Consider the following 25,560-nt stretch of genomic DNA (forward strand, 5'->3'; position numbering starts at 1 on the left):
GAACAGCAGGATTTCGTCTGCTGGTCGTACAGGGTGCATGGTCGCTTGACCTGCGGAAATGTCCTCCACCTGGCATCTCCCGTCCGTCGTGGACCGGGAATGGTCCGGATCTTGCCGAGTTGTTGCCTCCACCGGCAGAGGCGGCACGCCCAGAGCGCGGGTGCCGTCGTGAAGAGTCTCGGGTCGTCGTTGCCCACCGCATCCGAATGGTGCCGCGGTCACTGGTAGTCAGATGTGGAAAGGTGGATGGTGAGCTCGTCGCCAGTGAGTGTGAGCTCGGTGTCGAGGTGGCTGTCCTGCAGCGCAGATACGTCGCTGTGACTACTGGCTGGGATGGTCGCGACAGGTTGGTCCTGGAGCAGAAGGACCAGCGCGGCTGACTCGCTGCGATGTCCGATGACGACAGCCCCAGAGGGGGCGGGGGAGCCCTCGATGAGTGTGACCTTCAGCCTGGCCGAGCCAGTTTCCAGGACGGTGTTGAGGAGGCTGCCGCTACGGACGCGGACATACTCCAGGAGGTCGGCGACCTCGTACTCGGTGGCGTTGAACAGGGTGAGCCAGCCGTCGATGTGAAGGGAGGTGAGCCATGGGCGCAGATCTGCGGTCGAGATGCTCTCCTCCTCGGCGAGGCTTCCGATCTGGTGGGCGAGCCGGCGGGAGGTGATGCCCGAAGTCAGCAGTTGCAGGGCTTGCTCGGTGTCCACGCCGTGGCGGAGATACCAGGCGGTGTCAGTGCACAGGCGGATCGCCGTGCCAGCGGCCGCAAGTCGGCGGTTCACAAGGTTGACGAGGGCCCCGAGGGTCCATGACAGGGCGTGCTCGAAGGTTCGGCTGATGTTAGCGACGGCTTGCTCGAGTGCCCATTCGCGGCTGGAGTGAGGCAGCCAGAGCGTGGCCAGGTCCGGGATGGGGATGCCTGACAGCCAGCTGTAAACGGCGCCCTCAAGGGGCACATCTACCCTCTCGCCGCCGGTGGCCGCGCTGGCGAAAGTCCAAGCTCTGGCCTTGACGACCTCGGGAAGCTCCAGGAGCTCGTCGAGAGCATGGTGCTCGGAAAGGTAGCCCAGCGTGTCATGAAGTGACCACTCATCGACTTGCGTCGGCTGTTCGAAGATCAAGCCATGATCTGGAGGGGACGTGACTTCCGTGGTGAGGGGCAGGGCGATCCCCTCGGCAATGCTGTCGAGGGTGCGGGCCGTCCCGATGCTGGTACCGGTCGTGGTCCACCGTCGGCGTGCTGCCGAATCGGTCAGCTCGTATCTTTGCGCGACGGCCGTTGCCAGGGCCAGCCACCGTCCACGCACATCTGGCTCGAGCTGCTGCATTCCAAGAAGGCTTCGAACAGCCACGAGAGGGTCGGCATCGGTGAGGGTGGGAATACGGGACAGGGCGTCGAGGGTGAACCACACGTAGGCGACGAAGTCGGCGACCAGATTTCCGGCGAGCTCGAAGATTGCGTCGACGCTCTCGCGGATCAAATCCTCGCAGGCGGCCAGTTCCGACATCGCCTCGGAGTCAAGGAGTGCGGAGGTCACCTCGAGGGCGTCGTCACCTGGGGTCATGAGATCGAAGTCGGCGCCCTTGGGGAAGGCGGTGCTGTGGCGGGTGAGGAAGATCCATCCCTCGCTTTCCCGGCCTGCTCGGCCGGCCCGTCCGACAGCGTTGAGAAGCTGGGCTGAGGTCAGCCGCTGCTGTTCCTCGTAAGCCAGGCGGTCGTCGCCAACTCTCGTGTTGATGATCACGGTCCGCACTGGCAGGTTCACGCCGTCGGTGAGCGTGCTGGTCGCAGTTACGGCGATGACCTTCCCGGTGCGCAGCGCCTCCTCGATCGCGTGGAGAACATCGTCGGGCAGGCTGGCGTGATGGTAGGCGACACCCTTGCGGGCGCAGTCGACGAGAGGGTGTTCGGACCCGAGGGTATGGGCGAAATATTCCGCTAGCGGTGCGGCTTCGGGCCGGTCATCGAGATGCTCGGCGATCGCGAGAGCTGTGTTCCGAGCCTCCTTCTGTGTACTGCCGATCATCAGGACGCTTCCCGCTCGGGTGAGATGAGCCGCCGTCAGGGCGAAGAGCTTGATGTCCGGTGTGCCGCTCAGCTTGTTGGTGGCGTTCCAGACGCCGGGCGTATCCTCGGCGTAGTGGCGTACGCCGAGTTCTTTCGTGACCATGACGGCTGGCTTCGCGGTCGCGGTGGGTCGCAGGCTCAGCCGCGCAGCGACCGGCACGGTCGCCCGGGTCAGGCCAGGGTGATTCTTGCTTGCCTTCCGCGGTTTGCGGACCACTTCATTTCTCAGCAGGGTGGGGGAGATCAGGCCGTGGAGTCGGCGGGGGCCCCGCCATTGGTCGGTGAACACCACCTCCGCCGCTGGGCGGCCTGGGTCCAGCCACGATGCCAATACAGCCCGGTTTCCGACGGCTGCTGAGAGCAGGACCAGCCGAGGGCTTGCGGGGTGGGCTTGGCAGTACGCCAGCAGTCCTTCGAGGAGGAAGCCACGCTGTCCCTGGGCGAGGTGGTGGGCTTCATCGACCACGATCAGTCCGACATCGTTCAGCGCCGCGTCCGGATCGCTGCGCAGTGCGTGCATCAGCCTCTCGGGCGTGAGGATCTCGACATCCTCAGCAGTGCTACGACCCCGACCAACCGGGAAGTCGGGCTGCTCGGCTGCCAGACGCCTGCCAAGGAACCGAAGCCGGCCACGTAGAGCCTCACGCATCTCCCGTCCCAGGCTGCGCAGAGGCGACACGTACAAGACGCGGCCCGGCTCCTGGGCGAGGTGTGAGCAGATCACCAGCTGAGCCATGAGGGTCTTGCCGGCACTCGTGGGAACACTGATCAGGGATCTACGGGTTGCCGGATCCAAAGGGTTCCCGGACTCCAACTGCAGCAACCTGCGCTGGGGCGGCCACAGTGTCATTACCGGTGGTTCAGAGAGCGCAAATGTACGGGCGACAGCCGGGGGAGTGCTCGGAGGCAGCAGAGCGTAAAGGCCGTTCGCAGCAAGCTCTCCAGTGAGTTCCAAAAGGTGCGAGGCCACCCAGCGGGCCCACAGGTCACCCGAACCGGCACTGTGGTCCACCACCGACCGCAGATTTGACTGCGCACGCTCCAGGTCATGCAGGCCGCCGAACACGAGGTGGCGGTGAAGGTGGTGGACGGCCTCGATGACCGCCTCGGCCGGCCCGTACATGGTCCCGCGCATCGAATCTCGTCGAGTCAACCGTCGCAGCTCATCGAACTGACGGCGCCAGACCCGCACAGCGTGGGTCAGGGCGGTGCGGTTCAGCCCGAGGAAGGCAACACCACCTTCAATGGCCAACGTGTCAATGTGGGCGGGCAGGTCGGCGTCGGTGTTCACCAAGTGCCGCACTTGGTGGAAGACGGCAGTAGCGTTGGGATCCTGCTCGCAGCGGCGGTAGCCGGCCTGCGCGGCGAAGGCCAGACGAAGCCGCTCTGAGTCGCCTCGGTCGTCGGAAGCGAGTGCCAGGTCGAAGACGTGGGCGCTGACGGCGAAGGCGTGCCGGATCTGAACCGGGTCGTACCCGTTGCTGTCAGGCGCCGCAGCGGCGACCCCATGCAGGTACCAGGCGGTACGCAGCAGCTCGTCGGGGAGCTCGAAATGGGCAGAGCGGACCGCCGCGATCTCTACGTTCGAGATCAGAGACACGAGCTCCTCGGGAGACGGCATCATGCCTTCTCGGTACTCGCCCATCGCCTGGGCCAGGACGTTTCTGTCTACAGTGCGGTCCACACGTATTCCCGGACGTCGTCGGCGAAGGATTCGAAGTTGTCGATGGCCACGATCCGGCCGCAGAGCGCGCCAGGGTGCGTATGGGTCGGGAGGTGCTTGTGCGCGGTGTGGAACGCCTTGGAGGGCGCGAAGTCGACTGCGACGCTGATTCCGGCGTTGCTGGTGGGCTCGGCCTTGGCCCACTGCCGGGGCAGGGTGCTCACGAAAATCCGGGTGTCGGCAGCGAGATGTTTGTCTGCCCACGAGAAGGCCGCCAGGTAGACGTGTCCGAAGTCGTTGAGCTGTTTCACAGCCTTGCGGATCGTGGGTCCGACGTCGTCGCTCTTTTCTGAAGTGAACTTCTTCATCTCCCAGAGGCGAAAGATGAAGCTTGTGGTGTTTCCCTGGAGGCGGTGGATGACGATTCCGTCGCCACCACTGTCCGTGGAGGTGGGGCCAGGGGAGGAAAGGAACTCCACGCTCTCGCCAGCGTTCGACGGAGCCTCCTTGAGCGTGAGGTACCACAGCCACTCGCTGACGTAGCCGGCAAGACCGTGGTACTTCACGTCGGCGTCACGCTCCCGGCCTGCAGCATCGAACACGGGGTAGGCGTAGCCGTGGACAATGATCCGGTTGGGCCCGTCGAGGGGAGTGCCTGACAACGTGGCCTCGCGCCAAACCTGGTAGGACTCGGTGTCAAGCCCAGTACGGCCAGCCATGATCGCGTCGGCGACAATCCACGCGGCAGCAGCACGTGCTTCCACCGTTGGTCCAGCCACCGTCACCAACTCCCAAGGACACTCCTGGTGCGTGCCCTGTGCCGCCCGCGCGATGAGTGCGCTGAGAGTGCCGCCCGCCGCGTCAGCTGCCCTCTGCGCTACCGCAACAGGTACGTTCGGTGCCATGGGTGCCCCCTCCCAACCGTGCGGATGGAACATCCGACCGCCGATTCGGATTCTAGGCGGCACCGAGACGCTATGTGCCCAACGGCCGCGGTAGTGGGACCGCGCATGGCCAAGGGGGTTGCGGACTGGTACCCGCTCGTACCGAGGGCTGGGGGCGGGTCGTCCGGCACCGTATGTTTGCAGGGCTAACGGGTCACAGCCCATGGCCGGCGGCTGCTGGGTGTCCGGTGGTCGCCCGTGGGCAAGCGAGCGGCGACGTGGTCGGCATCGACTGGTCGCTCGGAGGGTCGGACGTAGATGCTGGCGCATGTCGATGTTGTGCCGTCAGGATCAGTAGCCTGAGTCCGTGGATGATCCTCAGTCTTCTCAGAGCATGTTCCGGGAAACGGTTGTGGTGCCCGACACGGATCCATCGCGGCCGATGGCTATGCCGTGGGAGCAGTACTCGGACACGGCGCTAGCGGAGTGGTACGCGCTCCTCAGCCGTGATCCCGAGGAGGTTGATGTCCAGAGCTTCCTTGAGCTGCACCCAGCCATGATCCCTGGGGGCAGCGGTGACATCGGGCCAGGCGGGCATCACGGCTCAGATATGGGGGCTGTGTTCCGACGGCCGAAACTTATCGGCGGTGGTCGTGCGTTCGAGCCAGATTTTATGTGGGTGACGAGATCCTCCGGCCTCATCACGCCAATTTTGATCGAGATTGAGAAGCCTTCAAAACGCTGGTTCAGGAAGGATGGGAGACCGACTGGTGAATTCACGGAGGCTCGCGATCAACTCAACGACTGGCGTTCTTGGTTCGCTCGCGAAGGAAATCTAGCGCTGTTTCGAGAGACGTTTCTCTTCCTGGGTGAGAAATACAGGAACCGGCCCATCGAGCCGCAGTACGTCTTGATCTATGGCCGCGAGTCTGAGTTCAAGCGCGGTGGCGGTCATGCCAACCCGGATGAACTGAGATATGAGCGAGACCAACAGCGATCGAGGGACGAGTCGTTCATGACATTCGATGCGCTGCGCCCTCGCTACGATCACTCGATTTCCATGACGCTTTCCATGACATCGCGTGGCCCGGAAATTCATGCCTTCTCGCCCGTCTACGGGACGGGAACGCATATTGGTGAAGGCGCTCTACTGTTGGGTGATCCGCAGGCTGGTCTTGCCCGATCGGCCATGATGTCCGACGAGCGTCGCAAGTACCTGGCCCAGCGCTGGGAGCACTGGCGGAGCCGTGAGCGTCACAGGATCGATGCTCCTGTCCGTGGGTATCTTCGTGCTCGTCGGCCGGGGATTGAGTGATGCCGATGTGAGTTGCTCGGCGAGTGAAGGCGGCCCTGTGGTCTGTGTAAGCCGACAGAAGGTGCACATCGACTAAGCCGAAATCAGGGCGCACGCTCTGGTGGCGAGACCGGTTGCCTACGAAGGAGTCGGGTCAGGCGCTGACGGAGGCGAGGTCGCTTAGAACCTCGCTCTGCCAACACTGCGATTGTTAATGGCGCGGATAACTTCTGCGGCTACGCTGGCGAAGGTTGGGTTGCCCCGATAGGACGCAAGTAGGTCGAGAGAAGAGCGGTCGCCTACGCGACCGAGCAGGCGAAGCGCAGTTGTTGTGCGCTCTTGAGGGCGGGGATAGGGGAAGAGGGAACTGAGATGGTCTGGCGCGCTGAGCGCGTGATGCAGGATGCTGCGGGCTTGTGCTGGGAAGGTGTCCAGAATTCGACCCAGCGCAGTGGTGCCGATATCTCGGGCGAACTGGGCGACGTACTGGTACTGATGCAAGGGATCAACCGCCGCGCCCAACAACGGTCCTGTGAGCTGTTCCCACAGTGGCAGGCATTGCGCGCGCTGGTCATCTGCGGAGAGGTCCGGGCGGTGGATCCAGAACAGAATCTGGCCATAACAGCGCCACGCTTCGGCATCAGCGCCATGATGATGTTTCAGGAGATGGGGAGGGGTGGGCAGGTGGGCGGCGCAGCCTTCAATCCCAAGGAGATGACAGCTGATGGCGCCTTGTGGAAATGGGTCGCGCACGTCGAGACGGGAAGCCCAATACTGCAGGGCAGGAAGCGCGGCAGGATCGCCCGCTTGAAGTAGTTCTCTGAGCAGAACGTCGGTGAACATACCGGCGTCGCCTTCGCTTAGAGCCAGGATCGTAAGTGCCTGGCGCGCAGCCGGCTCCAGGGTGTCGAGAGCCTGGATGAACGGTGCAGCGATAACTTCCTCGAACTGACTTTCCATGATGCGCCTGGCGCGAGCGTGCGGGTCGGACTGATTCGGATCGATGAGGAGTAGCGAGATCTCCTCGGCGATGTCGTCGAGCGCGTAAGGCGACGTGATCTGGTCGTATACGTGCAACGCATCAACGAGCATGGTGGAGACAAACACGTCGTCGGTGTGCAAGGTGGTCAGCAGCTCGGAGACTTGAAGGATGGCTGCCTCGTCAGCGCTGCTGCGGATGCTCGTGAGCAGATCGAGGCCCGCGAACTGCAGGTGAGGTGCGTCACTAGCCCAAGCTCGGGCGAATAGGGCGGGCGCGAGCGCGGCGGTTTCGGCGTCAGCGGGGTTCCGAAGCACACTGCAGAGCAGGACCATCAGCCCGACATCGTCGGAGCGCAGCGAGTCGAGCCAAGGCTGCAGCGCGGATGACGCAAGAGGCTGGTGCAGGCTCCGTCCTGATCGAGGCCAGGCGAGATGTGCCGCATGTGTGATGAGCGCAGCAGGCAGCCGTGCGTCGTCGGCAGGCGATATGGGCCCGTGCAGGGTTGCGGCGATGAATGCAGACACCGGCTTTCGACGGCGTGCCGAGTAGCGAGTAGCGCCGCGCCTGAATGCCTGGTCGGTCTCTCGGAGAAGCCGGGCTAGTGGCTCCAGCAGGCGCCCATCACGGCAGGTGGCACCGATGGCGCTGAAGACCGCCTGCTCGTATGCGCTCCAGGAGGAGCCTGGCTCAACTGTGTAATTGAAGTCGGAGGCGAGCACTACCTGACAGGCGCTTGCTACCTCGGCGCCCCTCTCCAGGAAAGTCCGGGCCTCGGCCAGAACCACCTCATCAGCTATCGAACCGAGCAGGCCCCGCAGCGCTTCGGTGAGTATCTCGCTGCTGGCCGGTAGCTCCCGGAGCAGTCCACCAACTGCTGGGTCAAACGTGCCGCGAGGGACAGTTCGAAGGCCGTACCGAATGGCGCAAATCGCTCGTCGCTGAGCGCATCCGTTTCCGGGCTCACGGAGTACAAGCACACCAACGACCTGCGCTGCTGCGTATCCGGTTCAGTTGTCTTCAGGCGGGCACCACGCAGTGCCTCCGGTACGCGCACGAATTCCTGGCTGCTGGACAATACGGTTGCTTCGAGTACGCGGCTCCACGAGCTAATCTGGTGTACCAGCCGTTCCTGCAGTTGGGCGGGACATTCGTTGATCCCGTCCACGAGCAACACGATCGGCACTTTCTGAAGCTGGGCGGCCTGCAAGAGAGCCTGCAGCCCAGGCCGGCTGAAAGGGGCCACACACTCCTCGAGTGTGTCCTGCAGGCGACCTTCGTAGATGCCTGCCCGCATCAGGATCGGCAGCCACCCTGCCTGCGCCAGCCCAAGAGTCGTGTGGCTGAGGATGTGGCTTTTGCCGGTACCTGGGCCTCCAGCTACCTGCATGTGGCGTCCGGGACGCAGCCAAGTTGCAAGGTCTGCCGACGACACCTGCTCTGGCCCATCCTGTTCCTTCAAAGTCATTGGAACCAGGCCGGGAAGATCGCTGCTCAAGTAGGCACCCAACTGTTCCAGATAGTCCTCCAGGAGCCCCGCATCAGCCACGTCGCTACGGTCCGGTGATTCCTGGTTCGACAGGGGACGACAGAACACTCGCATGGTGTCCTCGCCGAAGAACCGGCGCACCAGATCCGGCAGAGCAAACAGCATGTCGGACAGCTGTTGCTGGCCCCATAGATCGATCGCCAAGCCGTGGTACTGATCGCGCAGCCTCGCCAGCTCTAGATCGATCCGGGTGTCGCGGACGTCCGCCGTTGTCACAATCACCAGACGACGTGCGTCGAAGGGGCGTTGCCCATCGGTGTAGGACTGCACAGCCTTACGTAGATCGGTGGCGACGAACTTTTCGTACCTTTTCGCTTGATAGACCGACGCGGTCTCTGAGGCGAAGAACGCCACCACGTCGACCCCATTCTGGGCTTGGCCACCCCGGCCGAAGGGCCTGGCCTCCAGAGCATGGTCCGCCCGGACTGCCAAAGCTACAACCAGATGCTCCAGAGCTTCCCAAGACAACTCGTGCAAGCGAAGCAGCAGCGGTGCTGTGACCGTCAAGGGGTACGAAGAGGGCCGTGCCACGTCCTCGATCGCAGCGTCGTCGGACTCGAGGACGGTGCGTTTGTCGTCCTTGCCCCTGCTGGACACAGCGCCTCCCCTTCCTCTGGCCTCAGGACGATCCTTGCTGAGTTTGCCACGCCGTCAACAGATAGCAGAAAGAGCCCTGAAGCAGCCGGGCATCGAAGGGGACTGCCGTCCTCGATGGTCAGCAGGCTCTGCGGCCGGGTCCTTCACTCGCTGGTGCTTCGTATGCCTGGCGGGGGGCGGGCGCAGTCGGCGGACGCAGCGGTCGTTTGATCAGTTGGCGTTGTTCCTGGGGCACGTCCCGCAGCTGGTTCGGCCGCGTCTGACACTGGTCAAGGTCACCGCGGCTTTGGCCCCGCACGCACAGCGGCAGTGCCACCGGTCGGTGGTTCTTCCGGGATAGGTCTCGAGTGGCTCAAACCCGGCCTGGCGCACCTCGGCAACGGCCTTCGCCGGATCAGTTCGGCCGCCGGCCCGGGGGCACTTCTTGCACCCCGTCGTTCCTGACCGGACGAAGGACAGACGTGTCGTGACCTCGTTCCCGCAGGAGCAGCGGCAGTTCCATGGGTCTGTGGTCCGGCCTGGGTAGGGAACCAGCGGTTGGAACCCGGCTGCTTGCATCTCGGCTGCGGCTCGCTCGGCGTTCGACGACTTGGCGGAGCAGAAGCGGCAGCGAGTTCCTCCGTTGCTGACGTTGGAGTAGGTGGGCGTGCTCTCGCGGCTGCATGTGGTGCAGCGGCAGTGCCAGGGGGTCTGACTGGTGCGGTAGGGCTCCAGCGGTTCGAACCCGGCCGCCCGCATCACCTTCTCCGCCTTTGGTGCGTTCGCCGCGGCACGCTTAGCCTGCGCGGCTTTGGTGCGGCAGATGCGGCAGCCCTGACCCCCGTTGAGTACGGCGTTGAAGGTGGGCCGGCCCTTGTGCCCGCACGTGGTGCACCGGGAGGGCCAGGTGGCGTTTGTGCGGCCTGGGTAGGGAACGAGCGGCTCGTACCCACGGGCGCGCATCTGCCCGGCGGCGGCCTCGGCGTCGATCAGGACGGCGGCCCGGGGTCGGGCACCCGACCTCGGATCGTAGGTGCCGGGTGCGCGGCGGGTCTCCTCCTCGGCCATGGCCCACACCTCGTCCGCGGTGACGCGGTCGGTGGAGCAGGTCTCGCTCCATCCGTTCGGCATGACGTCCTTGGTGAGGAACGGACACAGCTTGGCGCCGCGCAGACGGTCCAGTACGGCCTGCTCGACGTCGTAGGCGGCGGCGCCTGTCGTGTAGTCGCCGGCCCGGTACAGCTCCCACCCCTGACGCTCGTGCTGCAAGAGACGGGAGGTGTAGCCGGTGCAGGCGCCGATGCCGACCTTGACCGCGTTCCACTCCCGGTGGGTGATCACGTAGAGCTTCGCCGGCCCGGCCAGGTCGATGCCGTGGGTGGCGCACATCCGGCATCCCTTGCCGGTACGGACACCGGTCAGCCGAAGAGGTACTTCGTGGCCCGCCGGGCAGCGGCACAGCCACCGCTTGTCACTGCCGGGGTAGGGCTCCAGCGGCTCGAACCCGGCCGCCCGCATCTCGGCCGCGCACACCGCGGGGTCGAGCGGCGCGCTTCCCGCGCAGTGACCGCAGCGGTGGCCGCGGCCCTTGACCCCGGAGTACAGGGGCCTCGACTCCTTCCCGCACGTGGTGCAGCGGCAGTGCCAGCCCACCGAAGCACCGGGATACGGCTCCAGCGGCTCGAAGCCATGCCCCCGCATCAGGGCGGCGGCCTCGGCTGGATCGGTACGGCGAGCGGCAGCCCGCTGCCTATACCCCTCCGCCCGGCACACCGGACACGGGTCGTAGCCGCTGCGAACGCTCGACGCCTTCACCCGGACCACCTCGCCGCACGCCGCATGACGGCAGCTCCACGGTGCGGCGGCGGACAGATACGGCTCCAGCGGCTCGTACCCCGCCGCGCGCATCATGGCCCCCGCCTTCTCGGCGTTGGCCTCGCGCTGACGCAGGCCGCGGGCCCTGCGATTGCACGTGGCGCAGCCCGACGCGACCCCCTCCTTGATCAGGTTCCGGACCGCGGACAGCCGTGGTGTGCCGACGGCCCCGCACGCGGTGCAGCGGCAGCGCCACGGCGTCTGGCTGTTGCGGTACGGCTCCAGCGGCTCCAGACCGACCGACCGCATGTCCGCCTCGGCCCGCTCGGCCCCGCCGGCGCGCTCCTGGAAGATCGCCCGGCGGCTCTCCTTCGCGCACTCCGTGCACCCGACCCGTCCAGCGCTGAGATACGCCGGTCGCGGCGAGACGATGTTTCCGCACGCCAGGTGCCGGGACCGCCACGGCTTCCCACTCCCGGGGTAGGGCTCCAGCGGCTCGTATCCGGCCGCCCGCATTGCGGTGGCGTGCCTGGCCCCGGCCGCGTCACCGCGCGGGCGCCCTGCATCCTCGCGGTCGGTGGAAGGAGTGCGGCGGTCTGAGCGAACCATGCGACGATTCTCGCGCTTCAGGGCGAGCGACGAGCCCTGATTCGTGGTTCTCCCTCAGAATCGGCTCGCTTGGGTGCCGGCTGTCGTCCGGTTCCATGACGACCACCCGGGGGAGACTCTGCTGTTCCGTTTTATCGCGTCGCGACCGGCCGCGTGCTGATGGGTTCTGTTGGATCATGGAATAGACGTTCGCGTCCCAGGCGCTCAGCCCTGCTCGCTTACAGCAATGTCGGCAGCCGGGCCCATAGGCGCTTCCGCTCTCAGCGCTGAAGGGGCTGTGCGTCGCCGGCCGGGGTCGGTTTCCTACCCGCGCCTACGGCTCGCGGGCCCGCCGGGCGGGAAGCCGTCGCTCGCGAGTTCCACGCTGCCGAGGGGCCTCGGACGGGCGACAGACAGCGAGCCGACTTCCGGAGCGGTCGAGCGTCGACCGGTTGATGGCCAAAGGGGCCGTGTTACGCGAACCGGAGCGATGTCGGCGCCCGACGTTTTGATGGTGCGTATGCGTTCGTCGTCCGTATGCAGTGGGGTCTCCCGCATGCCTGATGACTCATCAGGTAAGTCAGCATCCGGTCAGTATGAGTCCCTACGTGCTCCGGGGTGATCGCCCCAACAGACGCCTGAGTGAAGGGGAAGGCCCAGGTAGGAAGCCGTCTCGACTGACCGGAGCGATGTTCCTCACAAACATCGTTCGAGCGTGCCGGTGTAGAGTCGCGACCGCCCTTGACCTGCACAAAGTAGGCAGGGAGCCGTCTTAGAGGAGTCCACAGTGCTGCGCACTCTGTTCAAGTCCAAGATCTAGCATCTGGGTGTTTTTGCAGGTCACAGGCTTTATCGCCTCGCTCGGGTCAGCAAACGGTCAGCATGCGTACGCATGGTGTCCCCGCTTGCTGACCTCCGACCCGCAGCAGGTGCCTGAGCATGATTCTTTGGCTGGAACGGATGGTTCATCGATGGCCCGCCAGCTCGCCCGCGGCATGGGTTCCTTCTTCGAGGACTGCGGCTGCACCGAGCCCGCCCGCCGCCCCACCCCTACCCGATCCGCTTCCGCGACGCGCTCGGCAGGCAGCGCGAGGAGTCCGGACACGGAACGCAGGACGACGCGATCGAACGCCTCACGAAGCTGATATGCGGAGAAGGAGACCACGGCGCCGTCCGTGGCGGCGGCCCGCCGTGAATTGGGCAGCTGTGACGGTCGAGGGGTACGCGAAGCAGTGGCGGTCCCGGCAACGCAGGATGACGGACTATTCCACCGGCGAGCACGTCGACAGCTCGATCAACGTGCAGATGTCCCGCGTTTGGGATCGCGGAAGCTGAACTCGGTCACGCCGATGGTGGTGGAGCGGTCCCTGGACGAGATGGAGGGCGACAGGACAGGGTCGGCCGGGGCAACCAGGTGAACATCTTCCGGGTCCTGAAGACCATTCTTCGGGATGCGTATGCCAAGGGGGCGATCGCGGACGACCCGGTGCAGGGGGACCAGGAACCCGAATACGTGCGCGAGCAGATCCATTCCAACCCGCTGAAGCCTGCGAAGCTGAAGCACCGCAAGGCGGGGGAGTTCCGCCAAGCGCCGCTGCCCCGGTCGGTGTGAGGGGCGATCGAGCGGTACGCAGAGCAGCACGGCACCACGCAAAAGGGCTACCTGCTGCGCGGCCCGGGCGGCTACTTCATCGAGGGCATGGAGCGGCGCCGGGTGAAGAAGCTCTTCAAAAACCTTCCGCCGGAGGAAGGGGTGGGGATGTAAGGCTTCCGGCACTACTTCGCCTCGAACGTCCTCGGGAACGGAATTCCTATCACCGATGTCGCGGAGTGGATGGGTCACAAGTCCATTGAGGAGACGTACCGCACCTACCGGCACCTGATGCCGGACAGCATCACCAAAGCCGCCCGGATCCTCGATGCCGGCCTCTGGGAAGCAGCCTGATTTCCGGCGGGGCCAGCCTGGCAGCGGGGAAGGGGCCGCCCCATGGGATCCGCACCTAGAGCGCCGCCGTTGCCGGCCTGCCGACGGCTGTCGTGCCCTCCATCAGGGCTGTACTGCAGCGTGCAGGCGTCGCTAGTGCAGCTTGGTCGGGCGGGTGGTGGCCGTCTGGACAACGAAGCCCTCGTCGTCATCGCTGAGCAGGCGGGAACGGCCTCCCGCCCACCGAGGGTCCAGGCAGGCAGGGCGATCTCGTTGCACCGGTGGATCACATCGCGCACGGTGTCCTCGTCGGCCGCCACCAGCTGGGCGATCACCGGCACCCGGCTCCCGCCGGCCGAGGCCGGCAGCATCATCACGCGCCGATAGCGCACCGCGTTGGTGCTGCCCGGGCGCACGATCTGCTACAGCCGCTGCCCCTTCTGGTCGGTCGGTCCGCGCACACGGACAGGCTCGGCCACCGTGCCTGCAGCGGTCGGATCGGACGTCACCGCACGTCCAACCGCCACGACGACCAACCCGGCGAACCTATGCGGTCACAGCACCAGGGAGGGTGGGACCAACGGCTTCGCGATCGGCCGCGGTACTCGGTCCTGGTCGGTGGCGCCGAGGAGGACGTGCCGCCCACCGTGCGCCGCCACGTGGCCCGGCGGGGGCGTCCACGTTCCTCGCGGGTCAGCCGCGGCCGACCCAGTCCACGACGGTCTCGGCGAACTCCCGCGGCACCTGCTCCGGTGCCGCCACGTGCCCGGCGGACAGCACTCTGGTCGGGCAGCCGAGCGCTGCCGCGAACTTCACCAGGGACGGCCGGGAGTAGGTGTCCTCGGGCGCGCACACCGCGAGCGTGCGTGCGGTGATCCGCGGCAGGCGGGGTTCCATGACGTAGCGGTGTACGGCCTCGTGACCCTCCTCGACGCGGTCGAGGACGGTCAGCGCGTCCACCACGTACCGGCCCAGGGCCGCCTCCTCGCCCGGCCGGTAGAAGCCGCGTCGTCCGTCCCACAGCTCCCGCAGATGCGTGCCGTCGGGTGAGGGGTCGACACGGTCGATGCGTCCGCGGCCGACCGCGCCGGCGCGCTTCTCGTCGTCGACGAACGGCGTCCCGGACAGCGTCAGGCTGGCCACGCGTTCCTGGAAGCGGGCGGCCAGCTCGACGGCGATCACCCCGCCGGTGTGGTGCCCGACCAGGTGGAACCGGTCGAGACCGAGCGCCTCGATCAGTTCTCCCGCCCCGTCCGCGAACCGCTCCACGGTATGCGGACCGGCCGGCTTCGCGGACGCCCCGTAGCCCAGCGTGTCCATGGCGATCGCCCGGTACCGCTCTCCGACCAGGGGGAGCACGTCCAGGTACTCCGTCCAGGAGCGGGGTGTCTGGTGGAGCAGCAGCACGGGCTCGCCTTCACCGCACTCCACGTAGTGCAACTGGCCGAAACGGCTGGGCGCGTAGCCCTTCCGCAGGGTGTCGGTGTCCGTCATGCGCACGTCGCTTTCGTTGCGAGGCCGGTGGTACCGAGGTGCCGACCCGGGTGGACGATCTTCACGGCGGCCTCCCGGTCAGGAGACCGGCGTCGTGATCACGTGACGTCTCGTGCCGTCAGGTCGAGGGCGACATCCGTGATCATGTCCTCCTGGCCGCCCACCATCCCGCGCCGCCCGACCTCGACAAGGATGCTGCGGGTGTCCAGGCCGTGGCGAGCGGCGGCCGCCTCGGCGTGGCGGAGGAAGCTCGAGTACACGCCCGCGTAGCCGAGGCTCAACGTCTCCCGGTCGACCCGCACCTCTCGGTCCTGGAGGGGGCGGACGAGGTCGTCGGCGGCATCCATCAGCGGGAACAGGTCGCAGTGGTGCTCCCAGCCCATCAGGTCGGCCACCGCGACGAACGCCTCCAGGGGGCAGTTGCCCGCGCCCGCTCCCTGTCCGGCGAGGGAGGCGTCGACGCGGGTGACGCCCTCTTCCACGGCCACGACCGTGTTGGCGACGCCGAGGGCGAGGTTGTGGTGGGCGTGGATGCCGAGTTCGGTGGCCGGGTCGAGGACGTCGCGGTAGGCGCGGAAGCGGTCGCGCACGCCGTCCATGGTGAGGCGGCCGCCGGAGTCGGTGACGTAGACGCAGTGCGCGCCGTAGGACTCCATCAGCTTCGCCTGACGGGCGAGCTCGGCGGGCTGGGCCATGTGGGACATCATCAGGAACCCGGCGACGTCCATGCCCAGGCCGCGTGCGGCGGCGATGTGCTGGGCGGCGATGTCGGCCTCGGTGCAGTGCGTGGCGACGCGGACGGAGCGGATGCCGAGGGCGTGGGCCTGCTTCAGGTCCTGGATCGTGCCGATGCCCGGAAGGAGGAGCGTGGTCGGGATCGCGGTGCCGGTGGCGTCGACGACGGCTTCGATCCACTCCCAGTCGGTGTGCGCGCCGACGCCGTAGTTGACGCTGGAGCCCGCGAGACCGTCGCCGTGCGCGATCTCGATGGCGGCGACCCCGGCGGCGTCGAGGGCGGCGGCGATGGTGCGCGCCTGTTCGGTGGTGTAGCGGTGGCGGACGGCGTGCATGCCGTCCCGGAGGGTCACGTCCTGGACGTACAGGCCGGTCACTTGGCCGCCTCCTTCGAAGCAGTGGCGCGGTGGGCGGCCATGCGCTCGGCGGTGCGCAGCGCGGCCGACGTCATGATGTCGAGGTTCCCGGCGTAGGCCGGCAAGTAGTGTGCGGCGCCCTCTACTTCGAGGAAGACGGAGACCTTGAGCGCTTCTCCCGTGCTGGGGGGTGTGAGGCTGTGCAGGGGGTCACCGGGGCGGACCGTCTCGTACTGCACCTTCTGCTTGAGACGGTAGCCGGGGACGTACGCCTGGACGCGGCCGACCATCTCCTCGACGGACGCGGTGACGGCCTCCTCGGCGCGGGCGGAGATCACACAGTGCACGGTGTCCCGCATGATCAGCGGGGGTTCGGCGGGGTTGAGGACGATGATCGCCTTGCCACGGGCGGCACCACCGACCTGCTCCACGGCCGAGGAGGTCGTCTCGGTGAACTCGTCGATGTTGGCGCGGGTACCGGGTCCGGCGGAGCGGGAGGCGATCGAGGCGACGATCTCGCCGTAGTGGACCGGGGAGACCGCGCTGATCGCGGCGACGATCGGGATGGTGGCCTGGCCGCCACAGGTGACCATGTTGACGTTCCGGGCGGTCAGGTGCGTGTCGCCGTTGACCGGTGGGACGACGTAAGGACCGATCGCCGCCGGAGTCAGGTCGATCAGTGTGCGGCCCAGAGGGCGCAGGACGTCCTCGTGGTGGCGGTGGGCGCCGGCCGAGGTCGCGTCGAAGACGTACTCCACGTCCGCGAACTCGTCCATCGCCACCAGGCCCTCGACCCCGGTGTGGGTGGTGGCGACCTTGAGGCGACGGGCGCGGGCCAGGCCGTCGGATTCCGGGTCGATGCCTGCCATGGCGGCGATCTCCAGCGACTCCGACAGCCGGAGGACCTTGATCATCAGGTCGGTGCCGATGTTGCCCGATCCGATGACGGCGACCTTCGTGCGGACACTCATGCGGTGTCTCCTTCCGGTGCGAACCGCACACTGACGCGGCCCAGTTGACTGATGCGGGCCTCGAACCGGTCGCCGGGTGCGGCGACGGCCATCGGGCCCAGCGCCCCGGTGAGCACGACGTCCCCGGCGCGCAGCGGGTCGCCCGCCGCCGCGAGCGTCGAGGCGAGCCAGGCGGCGGCGTTGAGCGGGCCGCCCAGGCAGTCGGCGCCCGTCCCCTCGGACACCGGCTCCGCGGCGCCGTCGCGCGTCATGGTCATCCGCACGGCGCGCAGGTCCAGGCCCGACAGCGGTACGGGCGTGCCACCGAGAACGTAGAGGCCGCTGGAGGCGTTGTCGGCGACGGTGTCGACGATGGTGATGTCCCAGTCGGCGTTGCGGCTGTCCACGATCTCCAGTGCGGCGAGTACGAAGTCGGTCGCCCGGATCACGTCCGCCACCGTGCAGTCGCGGTGTGGCAGGTCCGCGCCGAGCACCAGCGCGACCTCGGCCTCGACCTTCGGCTGGATGAGCCGTCCGGCCGCGACGGTGCCGCCCTCGGGGACGGCCATGTCGGCGAAGAGCGTGCCGAAGTCCGGCTGCCCGACACCGAGCTGGGTTTGTACGGCGGGAGAGGTCAGTCCGATCTTGCGTCCGGCGATGCGGCGTCCCGCTGCCAGGCCGCGTTCGACGTTGAGGCGCTGAACGCGGTACGCGGCGTCGATGTCGCCCTCGGGAAGCAGGGACCGTACCGGGGGGCAGGGCTCGCCCGTGTGCTCGGCCGCCAGCAGCGCGTCGGCTGCCTTCGCCACGTCGGCGGCGCTCACCGGGCGCTCACCAGCGGGGTGTCGACGCCCACCGGCCCGAGCGGCGTCGCTCCGCCGGGGGATCCGAGGGCGCTGTCGCGGCCGGGGAGGACCTCGGTGAAGAAGCGCCGGTTGTCCTCGCGGAAGTCGGGGTCGGCCTTGCGGTCGACCGTGATCGCCTCCGCCGGGCAGGCGAGTTCGCAGGCGCCGCAGTCGATGCACTCCATCGGGTTGATGTAGAGCTTGCGCTCACCCTCGTAGATGCAGTCGACCGGGCACTCCTCCATGCAGGACCGGTCCATGATGTCGACGCAGGACGCGCCGATGACGTAGGCCATGGTGTGTTCAGTGCTCCTTCTCGGTGGAGTGCCCGGGGAACAGGGCGGCTTCCGGGTCGATGACGGTGGCCGCGTTGTTGACGGCGGTGGCGGCCTCGCCGAAGCCGACCGAGATGAGGCGGACCTTGCCGGGGTAGTCGGTGATGTCGCCCGCCGCGAAGACCCGCGGCAGGTTGGTCGCCATGTGGGTGTCGACGGCGATCTTCCGTGCCCGGAGGTCGAGCCCCCACCGCTGCAACGGTCCGAGGTCGGCGAGGAAGCCGAGCGCGGCGATCACGGTTCCGGCCGGGACGAGGCGGGTCTCCCCGGTCGTGCGGTGCCGGATCTCCGCCCGCTCCACCCGGTCCCCGCCGATGAGCCGGCTCACCTCGCAGTCCGTGACGATCTCCACACCGAGGGTGCGCACCTTCTCCACGGTCGCCGCATGGGCGCGGAAGCGGGCGGTGCGGTGCACCAGGGTGACCGACCGGGCGATCGGCGCGAGGAGGGCCGACCAGTCGAAGGCGCTGTCGCCGCCGCCGACGACCACCACGTCCTGGTCCGCGTGGACCGACGGGTCCGGCACGAAGTAGGCGAGGCCGCGCCCGAGGAACTCCTCCCCGGCGGGCAGGGGGCGCGGCGTGAACGTCCCCACGCCGCCGGCGATGACGACGGCCTTGGCCCGCACCGACATGCCCTGGTCGCTGCGGACGACCGGCAGCCCGTCGGCGTCGCGCGTCAGCTCGGCGGCCCGGTGGCCCAGGAGGTAGTGCGGGGAGTACGGCTCGGCCTGGGCGACGAGCGCGTCCACCAGGTCGCGGCCGCGCACGGACAGGAATCCGGCGATGTCGAAGATCGGCTTCTCGGGGTACATCGCGCTGATCTGCCCTCCGAGCTGCGGCAGGACGTCCATGACGGTGACGCTCAGGCCGCGGAACCCGGCGTAGTACGCGCCGTACAGACCCGCCGGACCGGCGCCGATGATCAGGACGTCGGTGGTCAGGGCACCGGTGTCGTCGGTGAGTTGGCTCATGCGGTGAGCGTAGGAACGAGGGGGTGGTTCTCCCTACGGATCCGTTCCGGTGAGCAGGACGGTCGGTCGGAATCGTGTGAAGTGGGGCGTGTGCGCACCGGAACACGGCGAGGGGCCCGCCCTCAGGCGGACCCCTCCGTGCGGCCGACGGCCGACGAGCGCAGTCCCGCGGCTCAGGCCCGGCGGCTCAGGTCAGAGACCTTCCGATGCCCAGCGCGGCGGTCCGCAGAGCCGTCGCGTGCCCCGCCGCGTCCATCCGGTAGGTGGGCGCCGTGATGGACAACGCACCCACCAGTGTGGTGCCCCCGGTGAACACCGGGACGGCCAGGCTCGCGTATCCGAGCCTGATCTCCTCGGACTCCAGGGCGATCCCCTCCTCCCGGATCAGGTCGAGCTGGGCGCGGAGCCGCCCCGGTGAGATCACCGTGTGCCGGGTGAGCGGCTTGAGGCCGCTGCGGATCACGTCGACGAAGAGCGACGGCGGCGAGTGCGCGAGGATCGCCTTGCCGGTGCCCGTGCAGTACAGGGGAAGCCGGCCCGCCACCCGTGACTCGGCGTTCAGTCCGCGGTGCGGGAAGATCTTGTCCAGGTACACGACGTCCAGGCTGTCGTGGATGGCGAAGTGGATGGTCTCCCGCGTGATCAGGAGAAGATCCTCCATGTACGGCTGCACGGCCTCGCGCAGGATGCGCTGCCGGTGCACGCGCTGCCCGAGCTCGAACAGGCGCAGGCCGAGCCGGTAGTCGCACCCCTCCCGCTCCAGCAGTCCCCACGTGACGAGTTCCTGGGCCAGCCGGTGCACCGTGGCCTTGGCCGCCCCCGACCGGCGCACCAGCTCGGCGAGCGAGAGGGCGGCGTCGTCGGAGGTGAAAGCCTCCAGGATCGGGCGGACCTTGCCCAGAACGGAGTTCATGGGGTCGGCGCCGACCGCCGCGGCTCCGCCCGTATCCGCATCGGACCCCGGCGCCGCGCGGTGCGCGGAGAACACGCAGTCGTGTGGCGCCGGGCCGGCGAGGGAGCGATCACCGGCCGTCGCCGCGTCGGCCGGCGCCTTCATGCCGACTGCCCCGTGTCCACGGCCGCGGGGTCGATGACCGCGACGCCCATTCCGGTCAGCCACTCGGGCATCGGCTCGTACGCCAGGCGCCGGGCCGGCGCGTGGTCGAGGACCGCGGCCATCAGCAGCCACGTCCGCAGTTCCTGAGCGCCGTTGCCCGCGGCCTCCTCCAGCTCCTCGGTCGTGTACTCGGTGAGGCGGTGGGCTTCGCCGCGGGTGAGAAGGGTGAGGAACTCGTTGTCGAACTCCGGGGTGAGGGAAGCCTCGGCGGCACGGATGATCTCGCGACGGCGGGCGTCGTAGTCCTGCCAGTTCTCGCGTCCGTCGAGCCACGCGCCGACCATGAACTCCTCGTCGTCGCCATGTGGTTCACGCCAGTCGGGCCAGGGCAGCCGGTGCGAGAGCCCGCCCGAACCGACCACGGCGACGCGCCGGTCGCCGGGGAAGGCGAGTACGGCCTCACGGATGGCCCGCCCCAACCGGTCGCACCGCTCAAGGGTCGGCAGCGGAGGGGCGAAGACGTTCACCACCAGGGGCACGATCTCCACGTCCAGCCCGTCCAGCAGGTACTGGATGGCGTGGGACTGTCCGTGATCGATCTGGAGCCGGGCGGAGAACGCCGGATCGAACCGCCCGCTCTCCACCAGGGAGCCGGCGATGTGCCGCGCCAGGGGCACGTCCACCGGCTGGGGTCCCTTCGGAGTTCCGGACTCGCCGCTGGCGACGCACTCCCCGACGCCGAGCGTGAACGGGGGGATCAGGTCGAGCCAGAAACCGCGGAAGTGGTTCGAGCCGATGAGGAGGACGGTGTCGGGGCGGGTCCGCGCCAGCTCGTCGCGAGCCGCGCCGAGCGCGTCACGGAAGCGTTTGGCCCGGTCCTTGTGGAGGGTTTCCTCCCAGTGCGTGTTCATCAGCGTGCTGTGGGAGGCCCCCACGCCGAGCACGATCTCGCTCATGCCGTTGCTCCTTCCGGCTCCATGACGGGCCCGGTCTCCCCGGCCGGTTCGCACTCCGCGTGGGAACGGGTGAGCGTGTCGACCGCCGTGCGGATCAGGTGTCGGGTCAGTTTCCGCATCTCCCGTACGGAGACGGTGTTCATGCCGCGGGCGAAGTCGATGTCGAAGGGCGCCTCGGCGACCTTCGGCATGCCGACGCGGACCGTCGGGATGCCGCGCCCGCGCAGGATGTTGGCGTCGGTCGCGCCGCTGTTGCCGTTCACGGCCTCGTGCGGGCGCCCTTCGATCGCCTCCCATCCGGCGACCGCGCTGCGGAAGATCCAGCTCTCCCGGCCGGTGGTGGTCCCCGGGACGGCAAGGACCATCTCGACTGTGGCGTCGAGCGCCGGCATCGAGCGTTTCAGCTCCGCCAGAGCCGCGGTGAACTCACGTTTCGCCTGCATGGGCGTCGTCCCGGGGGCGATGCGCAGGTCGACGCGCAGGGTGCAGGCCGCCGTGGTCACCGCGGCCATGCGCGGCCAGCCGCCCCGCACCGACGACACGATGCCCTGTGGCGCGACCGTGCCGGTGGTGTGCCGCTTCGCGTACTCGGCGAACCACTCCTCCAGGTGCCGCACGACGTCTCCGGCGCGGCTGATCGCGTTGTCGTAGGGGAGCCGGTGGCGCGAGCCCACGTAGGTGTGGGTCCCGTGCACCGTCACCTCGAACCACACCAGGCCGACCTCGTCCCTCGACACGGTCCAACCCGGTTTGGCGATGACGGCGTAGTCGGTCCACACCCCCTGTTCGAGCAGGAACGAGCAGCCGACGCCCTGACCGGTGTTGAGCCGGTCGCTGCCGGGCCGGGCGTTGGTCGGCATGCCGCCGGCGCCGAACGCGGCCACCAGGTCCCCCGTGAGCGGGACACCGGCCAGCGCGATCGCCTCGGCGGCCATCATCACGCAGGCCGCGTGCCCCTTGGGGTTGGAGGCGCCGAGGCCGGTGACGAGGTCGTCGTAGACGGTGGCCTCGGGGCGCATGTCCTCGCGCAGCTTCGGCCCGATCCACGGCAGGTCCTCGCTCTCGACACCCGTGGTGAGGGTGTCGATGGGCGCGTACAGCATCAGATCGGGCCCGGTGCCGTCACCCTCCAGACGGGCCCAGGCGTTCGCCTGGCGTGCGTCGATCGGCTGACAGGCCGCGCGCAGACCCACCGACGCGAGGCTTCCCGCGATGTGCTCGGCGAGGGGGCGCTCGTCGCCGGTCGGGCTCGGGACGCCGACCAGGCCGACGATCAGCTCACGCAGCCGCTCTTCGGTGACATGCCGCCATGCCTCCGTCACCCAGGCGCGACGCCGGTCGCCGAGCCCGGAGAGCCCGTCGGGCTCGTCGTGGCCGCTCACTGGTTGACCCGGTGGACCTGGGTCATCGTCGTCCGGGCGAAGCGCTTCTTCGCGCGGGGGAGTGCCACCGCGACGGCGACACCGAGGAGGATCTTGAACAGGGTGCGGGCCATGATCAGGCTTCCCCTTCCGTGATGGTCGCGGTGTCAGCGGAGTCCGTGGTGGGCGCGATGACTCCGGCGGCGGCGAGCTTCTTGCCGTACTCCTCCTCGCTGAGGTTGCGCCAGGAGGTCAGCGACACGTCGGGGCGGTAGAGCTTCTCCGGAGGCGCGTCGGTCACGTCGACCATCCAGGCGTCCTGGCCGGAGAACTCGCCGTGGAACAGCCAGCGGACCGCGCCCAGGTACTTGGCGTAGAAGCGGAGCGTGTCCCAGCCCTGCGTGAAGTTGACCATGACGCCGACGTACTGGTGGTTGTCGGCGTCGACCGGGACGTAGAACTCGTAGTGGATGAACTTGGGGTACGCGATCCGCAGCACACCCGGCATCGAGAGCGAGGCGAAGCCGGGGAACTCCTGCGCTTCGATGACCGGGTCGACGGTGTCGGACCTGCCGGTGTTGCCGAGGTTGAACGTCTCCTTGGGCGGCTGCTTCTTCCACCACCGCTTGTTCGACCAGTGGCCCACGCCGGGGAAGTCGGCCTCCCAGTAGACCTCGTCCTGTACGCGGTAGATCCAGCGGCCCTTCGGCACGATCCGGGTGACGTTCCACGTCGGCATCGGCTTGAACAGGCGCCAGAGCGCCGTCCGGTGGAGGTACTTGGCGTGTCCCTCGTCGAAGCCGTTCTCGCAGGCGAAGCGCCAGTTGCCGCCGCGCGGCTCGATGCGGCCGCCCATCACGAAGGCGTTCGACACCAGCTCCTCGGGAAGCTGCTCGTCGATCGGGTGCGGCTCCTCCTCGGCGACCGGCATGTACACCCAGACCATGCCGAGCCGCTCCTCGACGGCGTACGTGCGGACCCCCAGCTTGCCGGTGAGCCGGCACCCGGGACCGTCGGTGATGACCGCCGACAGCCGGCCCGTGGGCAGGTCGAAGGTCCAGCCGTGATAGGGACAGCTGACGGTGCCGGGAAACTGCTGGTTGCCCTCGGACAGCGGGACGCCGCGGTGCGGGCAGCGATCGTGCAGCGCGTACACCTTTCCGCTGTCGCGGATCAGCGTGATCTTCTCGCCGCAGAGCGTGAACGGCTTCGGGTCGCCGGTGATGTGGCTCGCCCAGGTGACCGGGTACCAGTAACCGCGGAAGCCCGACGCCGCCGCGTCGTAGTGGGGCCAGGACGACCAGTCCTGGCGGCCGATCTTGTCGGCGGATCCGCGGCGCGCCTGGGCGGGCTCCTTCGCGGCGGTCCTCTTCACGGCGGGGGGTCGTTCGCTCGTCGTCATCTCGTCGTGGCCTCCTGCTCAGTGGGTCTGCGGCACGAGCATCCGGCGCGGTGCGGCGCCTGCCTATGAACCTGTTCCGGTGAGCGGACCGCGGTGGCGGCGGACCGGTCAGCGAACCACAGCCCTTGATCACCCGGGGGCGGGCGAACAGCATCCGTTCATGAACCGCATGACGATTCCCGGCCTGGTCGACGCCGCGGCCGCACACCACGGTGAGCGGGTCTTCCTCACCGTCGACGGGATCCGTCGCACCTACGCGCAGACGCGTACGGCCGCGGCCACGACGGCCGGTGCGCTGGCGGACCAAGGCTGCCGGCCCGGGGACCGGGTCGCCACGCTGCTCTCCAACCGCGTCGAACTGATCGATCTGGTGCTCGGGTGTGCCTGGCTCGGCGCGGTCGTGGTCCCGCTCAACACGGCACTCCACGGCCGGCTGCTCCGGCACGCCCTGGACGCGTCGCGGCCGCGGTTCCTGTACGTGGAGGAGGAGCTGGCCGCGCGTGCGGGAGAGGTGGGATACGCGGGAGAGGTGGGATACGCGGGGGAGGTCCGGGTCGTGGGTGCGGGCTCACCGCCCGTGCCCGCTTCCGGCGCCGTGCGTGCGCTCGACCCCTGTCCCGCCGAACCCGGCGATACCGCCGCCGTCCTGTTCACCTCCGGCACCACCGGGCCCTCCCGCGGTGTCCGCTGCCCCCACGCCCAGTTCGCCTGGTGGGGCCGGAACGTGGCCGACTCGTTGCGGCTGACCGCCGACGACATCCTCTACACGTGCCTCCCCCTCTTCCACACCAACGCACTCAGCACGCTGGCGCAGGCGATGACGGTGGGAGCCTCCGTGGTCGTGGACCGCCGGTTCTCCGCGTCGAGGTACTGGACACGGGCCGCCGAGGCGGAGGCCACCTGCGTGTACGTGCTCGGTGCCATGGTGCCGATGCTGCTCGCGCAGCCGGCCGGGCCCCACGACCGCGCGCACCCGGCCTGGCGCGGTCTCGGTCCCGGCACGCCCGGTGCGCTGTGGGGCGCGTTCCGCGAGCGGTTCGGCGTGACCCTCGTCGACGGGTTCGGTTCCACGGAGACCAACCTGGTCATCGGCGCCGTACCGGAGGAGTGCCGTCCCGGTTACATGGGCACGGTGCGCGACGGCTTCGAGGCGCGGGTCGTCGACGCGGACCTCTCGTGCGTGCCGGACGGAACGCAGGGAGAACTCGTCGTCCGCACCGATCAGGAGCATGCCTTCGCCACGGGCTACCTGGGCGAGGTGCGGCTCGATCCCGGTTCGTGGCGCCGCACCGGGGACCGCGTGGTGCGCGACCCCGACGGCTGGTTCCGCTTCGTCGACCGCGTCAAGGACTGCATCCGGCGCCGCGGCGAGAACATCTCGTCGTACGAGGTCGAGGCCGCGCTGCGGTCGCATCCTGATGTCGCCGAGGCGGCCGCGTTCCCGGTCCCGTCCGTACTCGCCGAGGACGAGGTGATGGTGGCGGTCGTCCCGCGTGCCGGCCGTGTGCTGGACCCGGCGGGGGTGGCCCGGCACTGCGCGAAGGAGCTTCCCGCCTTCGCGGTGCCACGGTATGTGGACGTGGTCGAGGAGTTGCCGCTCACGGAGACGGGGAAGGTGCGCAAGTCCGTGCTCCGGGAGCGGGGAGTCACCGGAGAGACGTGGGACCGGTGCGGGTAGGGCTCGTACCGGACGGCCGCTCGGCCGCTCCCGGCGGGACGCCGCACGCAGGGCGCACCGCAGGGGCGTGGGACCCGCCCG

The 25,560-nt window shown here is 68.3% G+C and carries 18 protein-coding genes and 1 pseudogene; 3 read left to right on the forward strand and 16 right to left on the reverse strand.

From position 1 onward, the window contains the following. Positions 1-218: 218 nt before the first annotated feature. Positions 219-3,749 carry a DEAD/DEAH box helicase gene (locus ACIA8N_RS13620; protein ID WP_365781062.1) on the reverse strand — a complete coding sequence of 1,177 codons (3,531 nt, stop codon included), beginning with the start codon at positions 3,747-3,749 and terminating at the stop codon, positions 219-221. Then, the gene (locus ACIA8N_RS13625) at positions 3,734-4,633 is read right to left on the reverse strand and encodes a hypothetical protein (protein WP_365781061.1); all 900 of its coding nucleotides are present in this window, start codon (positions 4,631-4,633) and stop codon (positions 3,734-3,736) included. Before ACIA8N_RS13625 ends, ACIA8N_RS13620 begins: the two co-directional genes overlap by 16 nt. 346 nt (positions 4,634-4,979) lie before the next feature. Here ACIA8N_RS13625 and ACIA8N_RS13630 point away from each other — a divergent pair, with 346 nt between their 5' ends. Further along, the gene (locus ACIA8N_RS13630) at positions 4,980-5,927 is read left to right on the forward strand and encodes a Shedu anti-phage system protein SduA domain-containing protein (RefSeq protein WP_365781060.1); all 948 of its coding nucleotides are present in this window, start codon (positions 4,980-4,982) and stop codon (positions 5,925-5,927) included. A 159-nt stretch (positions 5,928-6,086) separates the two neighbouring features. On the opposite strand, the gene ACIA8N_RS13635 is transcribed toward ACIA8N_RS13630, so the two are convergent. The 3 genes from ACIA8N_RS13635 to ACIA8N_RS13645 all read right to left on the reverse strand — a co-directional run bounded on the left by ACIA8N_RS13635 (position 6,087) and on the right by ACIA8N_RS13645 (position 11,434). Further along, positions 6,087-7,673: a hypothetical protein gene (locus tag ACIA8N_RS13635; RefSeq protein WP_365781059.1), complete on the reverse strand. Its 1,587-nt coding sequence runs from the start codon at positions 7,671-7,673 to the stop codon at positions 6,087-6,089. Positions 7,674-7,681: 8 nt separating this feature from the next. Continuing rightward, positions 7,682-9,031, reverse strand: a complete 1,350-nt coding sequence (locus ACIA8N_RS13640; protein ID WP_365781058.1) for a restriction endonuclease — start codon at positions 9,029-9,031, stop codon at positions 7,682-7,684. A 210-nt stretch (positions 9,032-9,241) separates the two neighbouring features. Continuing rightward, positions 9,242-11,434 (reverse strand): hypothetical protein, encoded by a 2,193-nt coding sequence (locus ACIA8N_RS13645; protein ID WP_365781057.1) that lies wholly within the window; start codon positions 11,432-11,434, stop codon positions 9,242-9,244. 1,393 nt (positions 11,435-12,827) lie between these two features. Between ACIA8N_RS13645 and ACIA8N_RS13650 the strand changes: the two genes are divergently transcribed. Next, on the forward strand, positions 12,828-13,025 hold the full coding sequence (locus ACIA8N_RS13650) for a hypothetical protein (RefSeq protein ID WP_365781056.1): 198 nt from the start codon (positions 12,828-12,830) through the stop codon (positions 13,023-13,025). 471 nt (positions 13,026-13,496) lie between these two features. Here ACIA8N_RS13650 and ACIA8N_RS13655 read toward each other — a convergent pair. The 11 genes and pseudogenes from ACIA8N_RS13655 to ACIA8N_RS13705 form a co-directional block, all read right to left on the reverse strand. Further along, positions 13,497-13,756, reverse strand: a pseudogene (locus ACIA8N_RS13655) (helix-turn-helix domain-containing protein); the annotation flags it as partial. A 274-nt stretch (positions 13,757-14,030) separates the two neighbouring features. Then, the gene (locus ACIA8N_RS13660) at positions 14,031-14,831 is read right to left on the reverse strand and encodes an alpha/beta fold hydrolase (RefSeq protein WP_365781055.1); all 801 of its coding nucleotides are present in this window, start codon (positions 14,829-14,831) and stop codon (positions 14,031-14,033) included. 98 nt (positions 14,832-14,929) lie between these two features. After that, the gene (gene dmpG, locus ACIA8N_RS13665; protein ID WP_399416314.1) at positions 14,930-15,943 is read right to left on the reverse strand and encodes a 4-hydroxy-2-oxovalerate aldolase; all 1,014 of its coding nucleotides are present in this window, start codon (positions 15,941-15,943) and stop codon (positions 14,930-14,932) included. Further along, positions 15,940-16,893 carry an acetaldehyde dehydrogenase (acetylating) gene (locus ACIA8N_RS13670; protein WP_365781054.1) on the reverse strand — a complete coding sequence of 318 codons (954 nt, stop codon included), beginning with the start codon at positions 16,891-16,893 and terminating at the stop codon, positions 15,940-15,942. The genes dmpG and ACIA8N_RS13670 overlap by 4 nt, the downstream gene beginning before the upstream one ends. Beyond that, positions 16,890-17,696 carry a fumarylacetoacetate hydrolase family protein gene (locus tag ACIA8N_RS13675; RefSeq protein WP_365781053.1) on the reverse strand — a complete coding sequence of 269 codons (807 nt, stop codon included), beginning with the start codon at positions 17,694-17,696 and terminating at the stop codon, positions 16,890-16,892. Before ACIA8N_RS13675 ends, ACIA8N_RS13670 begins: the two co-directional genes overlap by 4 nt. Further along, positions 17,693-18,013, reverse strand: coding sequence for a ferredoxin (gene fdxA, locus ACIA8N_RS13680; protein WP_359527311.1), 321 nt, complete (start codon positions 18,011-18,013; stop codon positions 17,693-17,695). The genes ACIA8N_RS13675 and fdxA overlap by 4 nt, the downstream gene beginning before the upstream one ends. Before the next feature lie 7 nt (positions 18,014-18,020). After that, on the reverse strand, positions 18,021-19,025 hold the full coding sequence (locus ACIA8N_RS13685) for an NAD(P)/FAD-dependent oxidoreductase (protein WP_365781052.1): 1,005 nt from the start codon (positions 19,023-19,025) through the stop codon (positions 18,021-18,023). Between the two features lie 187 nt (positions 19,026-19,212). Then, positions 19,213-20,082, reverse strand: coding sequence for an IclR family transcriptional regulator (locus ACIA8N_RS13690; RefSeq protein WP_365781051.1), 870 nt, complete (start codon positions 20,080-20,082; stop codon positions 19,213-19,215). Then, positions 20,079-21,038, reverse strand: coding sequence for a catechol 1,2-dioxygenase (locus tag ACIA8N_RS13695; protein WP_365781050.1), 960 nt, complete (start codon positions 21,036-21,038; stop codon positions 20,079-20,081). The genes ACIA8N_RS13690 and ACIA8N_RS13695 overlap by 4 nt, the downstream gene beginning before the upstream one ends. Further along, the gene (locus ACIA8N_RS13700) at positions 21,035-22,420 is read right to left on the reverse strand and encodes a deacylase (RefSeq protein ID WP_365781049.1); all 1,386 of its coding nucleotides are present in this window, start codon (positions 22,418-22,420) and stop codon (positions 21,035-21,037) included. The genes ACIA8N_RS13695 and ACIA8N_RS13700 overlap by 4 nt, the downstream gene beginning before the upstream one ends. Positions 22,421-22,535: 115 nt before the next feature. Then, positions 22,536-23,801 (reverse strand): Rieske 2Fe-2S domain-containing protein, encoded by a 1,266-nt coding sequence (locus ACIA8N_RS13705; RefSeq protein WP_359527299.1) that lies wholly within the window; start codon positions 23,799-23,801, stop codon positions 22,536-22,538. Positions 23,802-23,961: 160 nt separating this feature from the next. On the opposite strand from ACIA8N_RS13705, the gene ACIA8N_RS13710 reads away from it, so the two are divergent. Next, positions 23,962-25,479 carry an AMP-binding protein gene (locus ACIA8N_RS13710; RefSeq protein ID WP_365781048.1) on the forward strand — a complete coding sequence of 506 codons (1,518 nt, stop codon included), beginning with the start codon at positions 23,962-23,964 and terminating at the stop codon, positions 25,477-25,479. Positions 25,480-25,560: the final 81 nt, after the last annotated feature.

Origin of the sequence: Streptomyces sp. NPDC051822 (assembly GCF_044452745.1) — a bacterium.
Taxonomy (GTDB): Bacteria; Actinomycetota; Actinomycetes; order Streptomycetales; family Streptomycetaceae; genus Streptomyces.

Coding starts and splice junctions, on each gene's coding strand:
- ACIA8N_RS13645 (WP_365781057.1), bottom strand. CDS start 11,434: ATGGTTCGCTCAGACCGCCGCACTCCTTCCACCGACCGCGAGGATGCA.
- ACIA8N_RS13690 (WP_365781051.1), bottom strand. CDS start 20,082: ATGAAGGCGCCGGCCGACGCGGCGACGGCCGGTGATCGCTCCCTCGCC.
- ACIA8N_RS13705 (WP_359527299.1), bottom strand. CDS start 23,801: ATGACGACGAGCGAACGACCCCCCGCCGTGAAGAGGACCGCCGCGAAG.
- ACIA8N_RS13710 (WP_365781048.1), top strand. CDS start 23,962: ATGAACCGCATGACGATTCCCGGCCTGGTCGACGCCGCGGCCGCACAC.
- ACIA8N_RS13625 (WP_365781061.1), bottom strand. CDS start 4,633: ATGGCACCGAACGTACCTGTTGCGGTAGCGCAGAGGGCAGCTGACGCG.
- ACIA8N_RS13660 (WP_365781055.1), bottom strand. CDS start 14,831: ATGACGGACACCGACACCCTGCGGAAGGGCTACGCGCCCAGCCGTTTC.
- ACIA8N_RS13695 (WP_365781050.1), bottom strand. CDS start 21,038: ATGAGCGAGATCGTGCTCGGCGTGGGGGCCTCCCACAGCACGCTGATG.
- ACIA8N_RS13670 (WP_365781054.1), bottom strand. CDS start 16,893: ATGAGTGTCCGCACGAAGGTCGCCGTCATCGGATCGGGCAACATCGGC.
- ACIA8N_RS13685 (WP_365781052.1), bottom strand. CDS start 19,025: ATGAGCCAACTCACCGACGACACCGGTGCCCTGACCACCGACGTCCTG.
- fdxA (WP_359527311.1), bottom strand. CDS start 18,013: ATGGCCTACGTCATCGGCGCGTCCTGCGTCGACATCATGGACCGGTCC.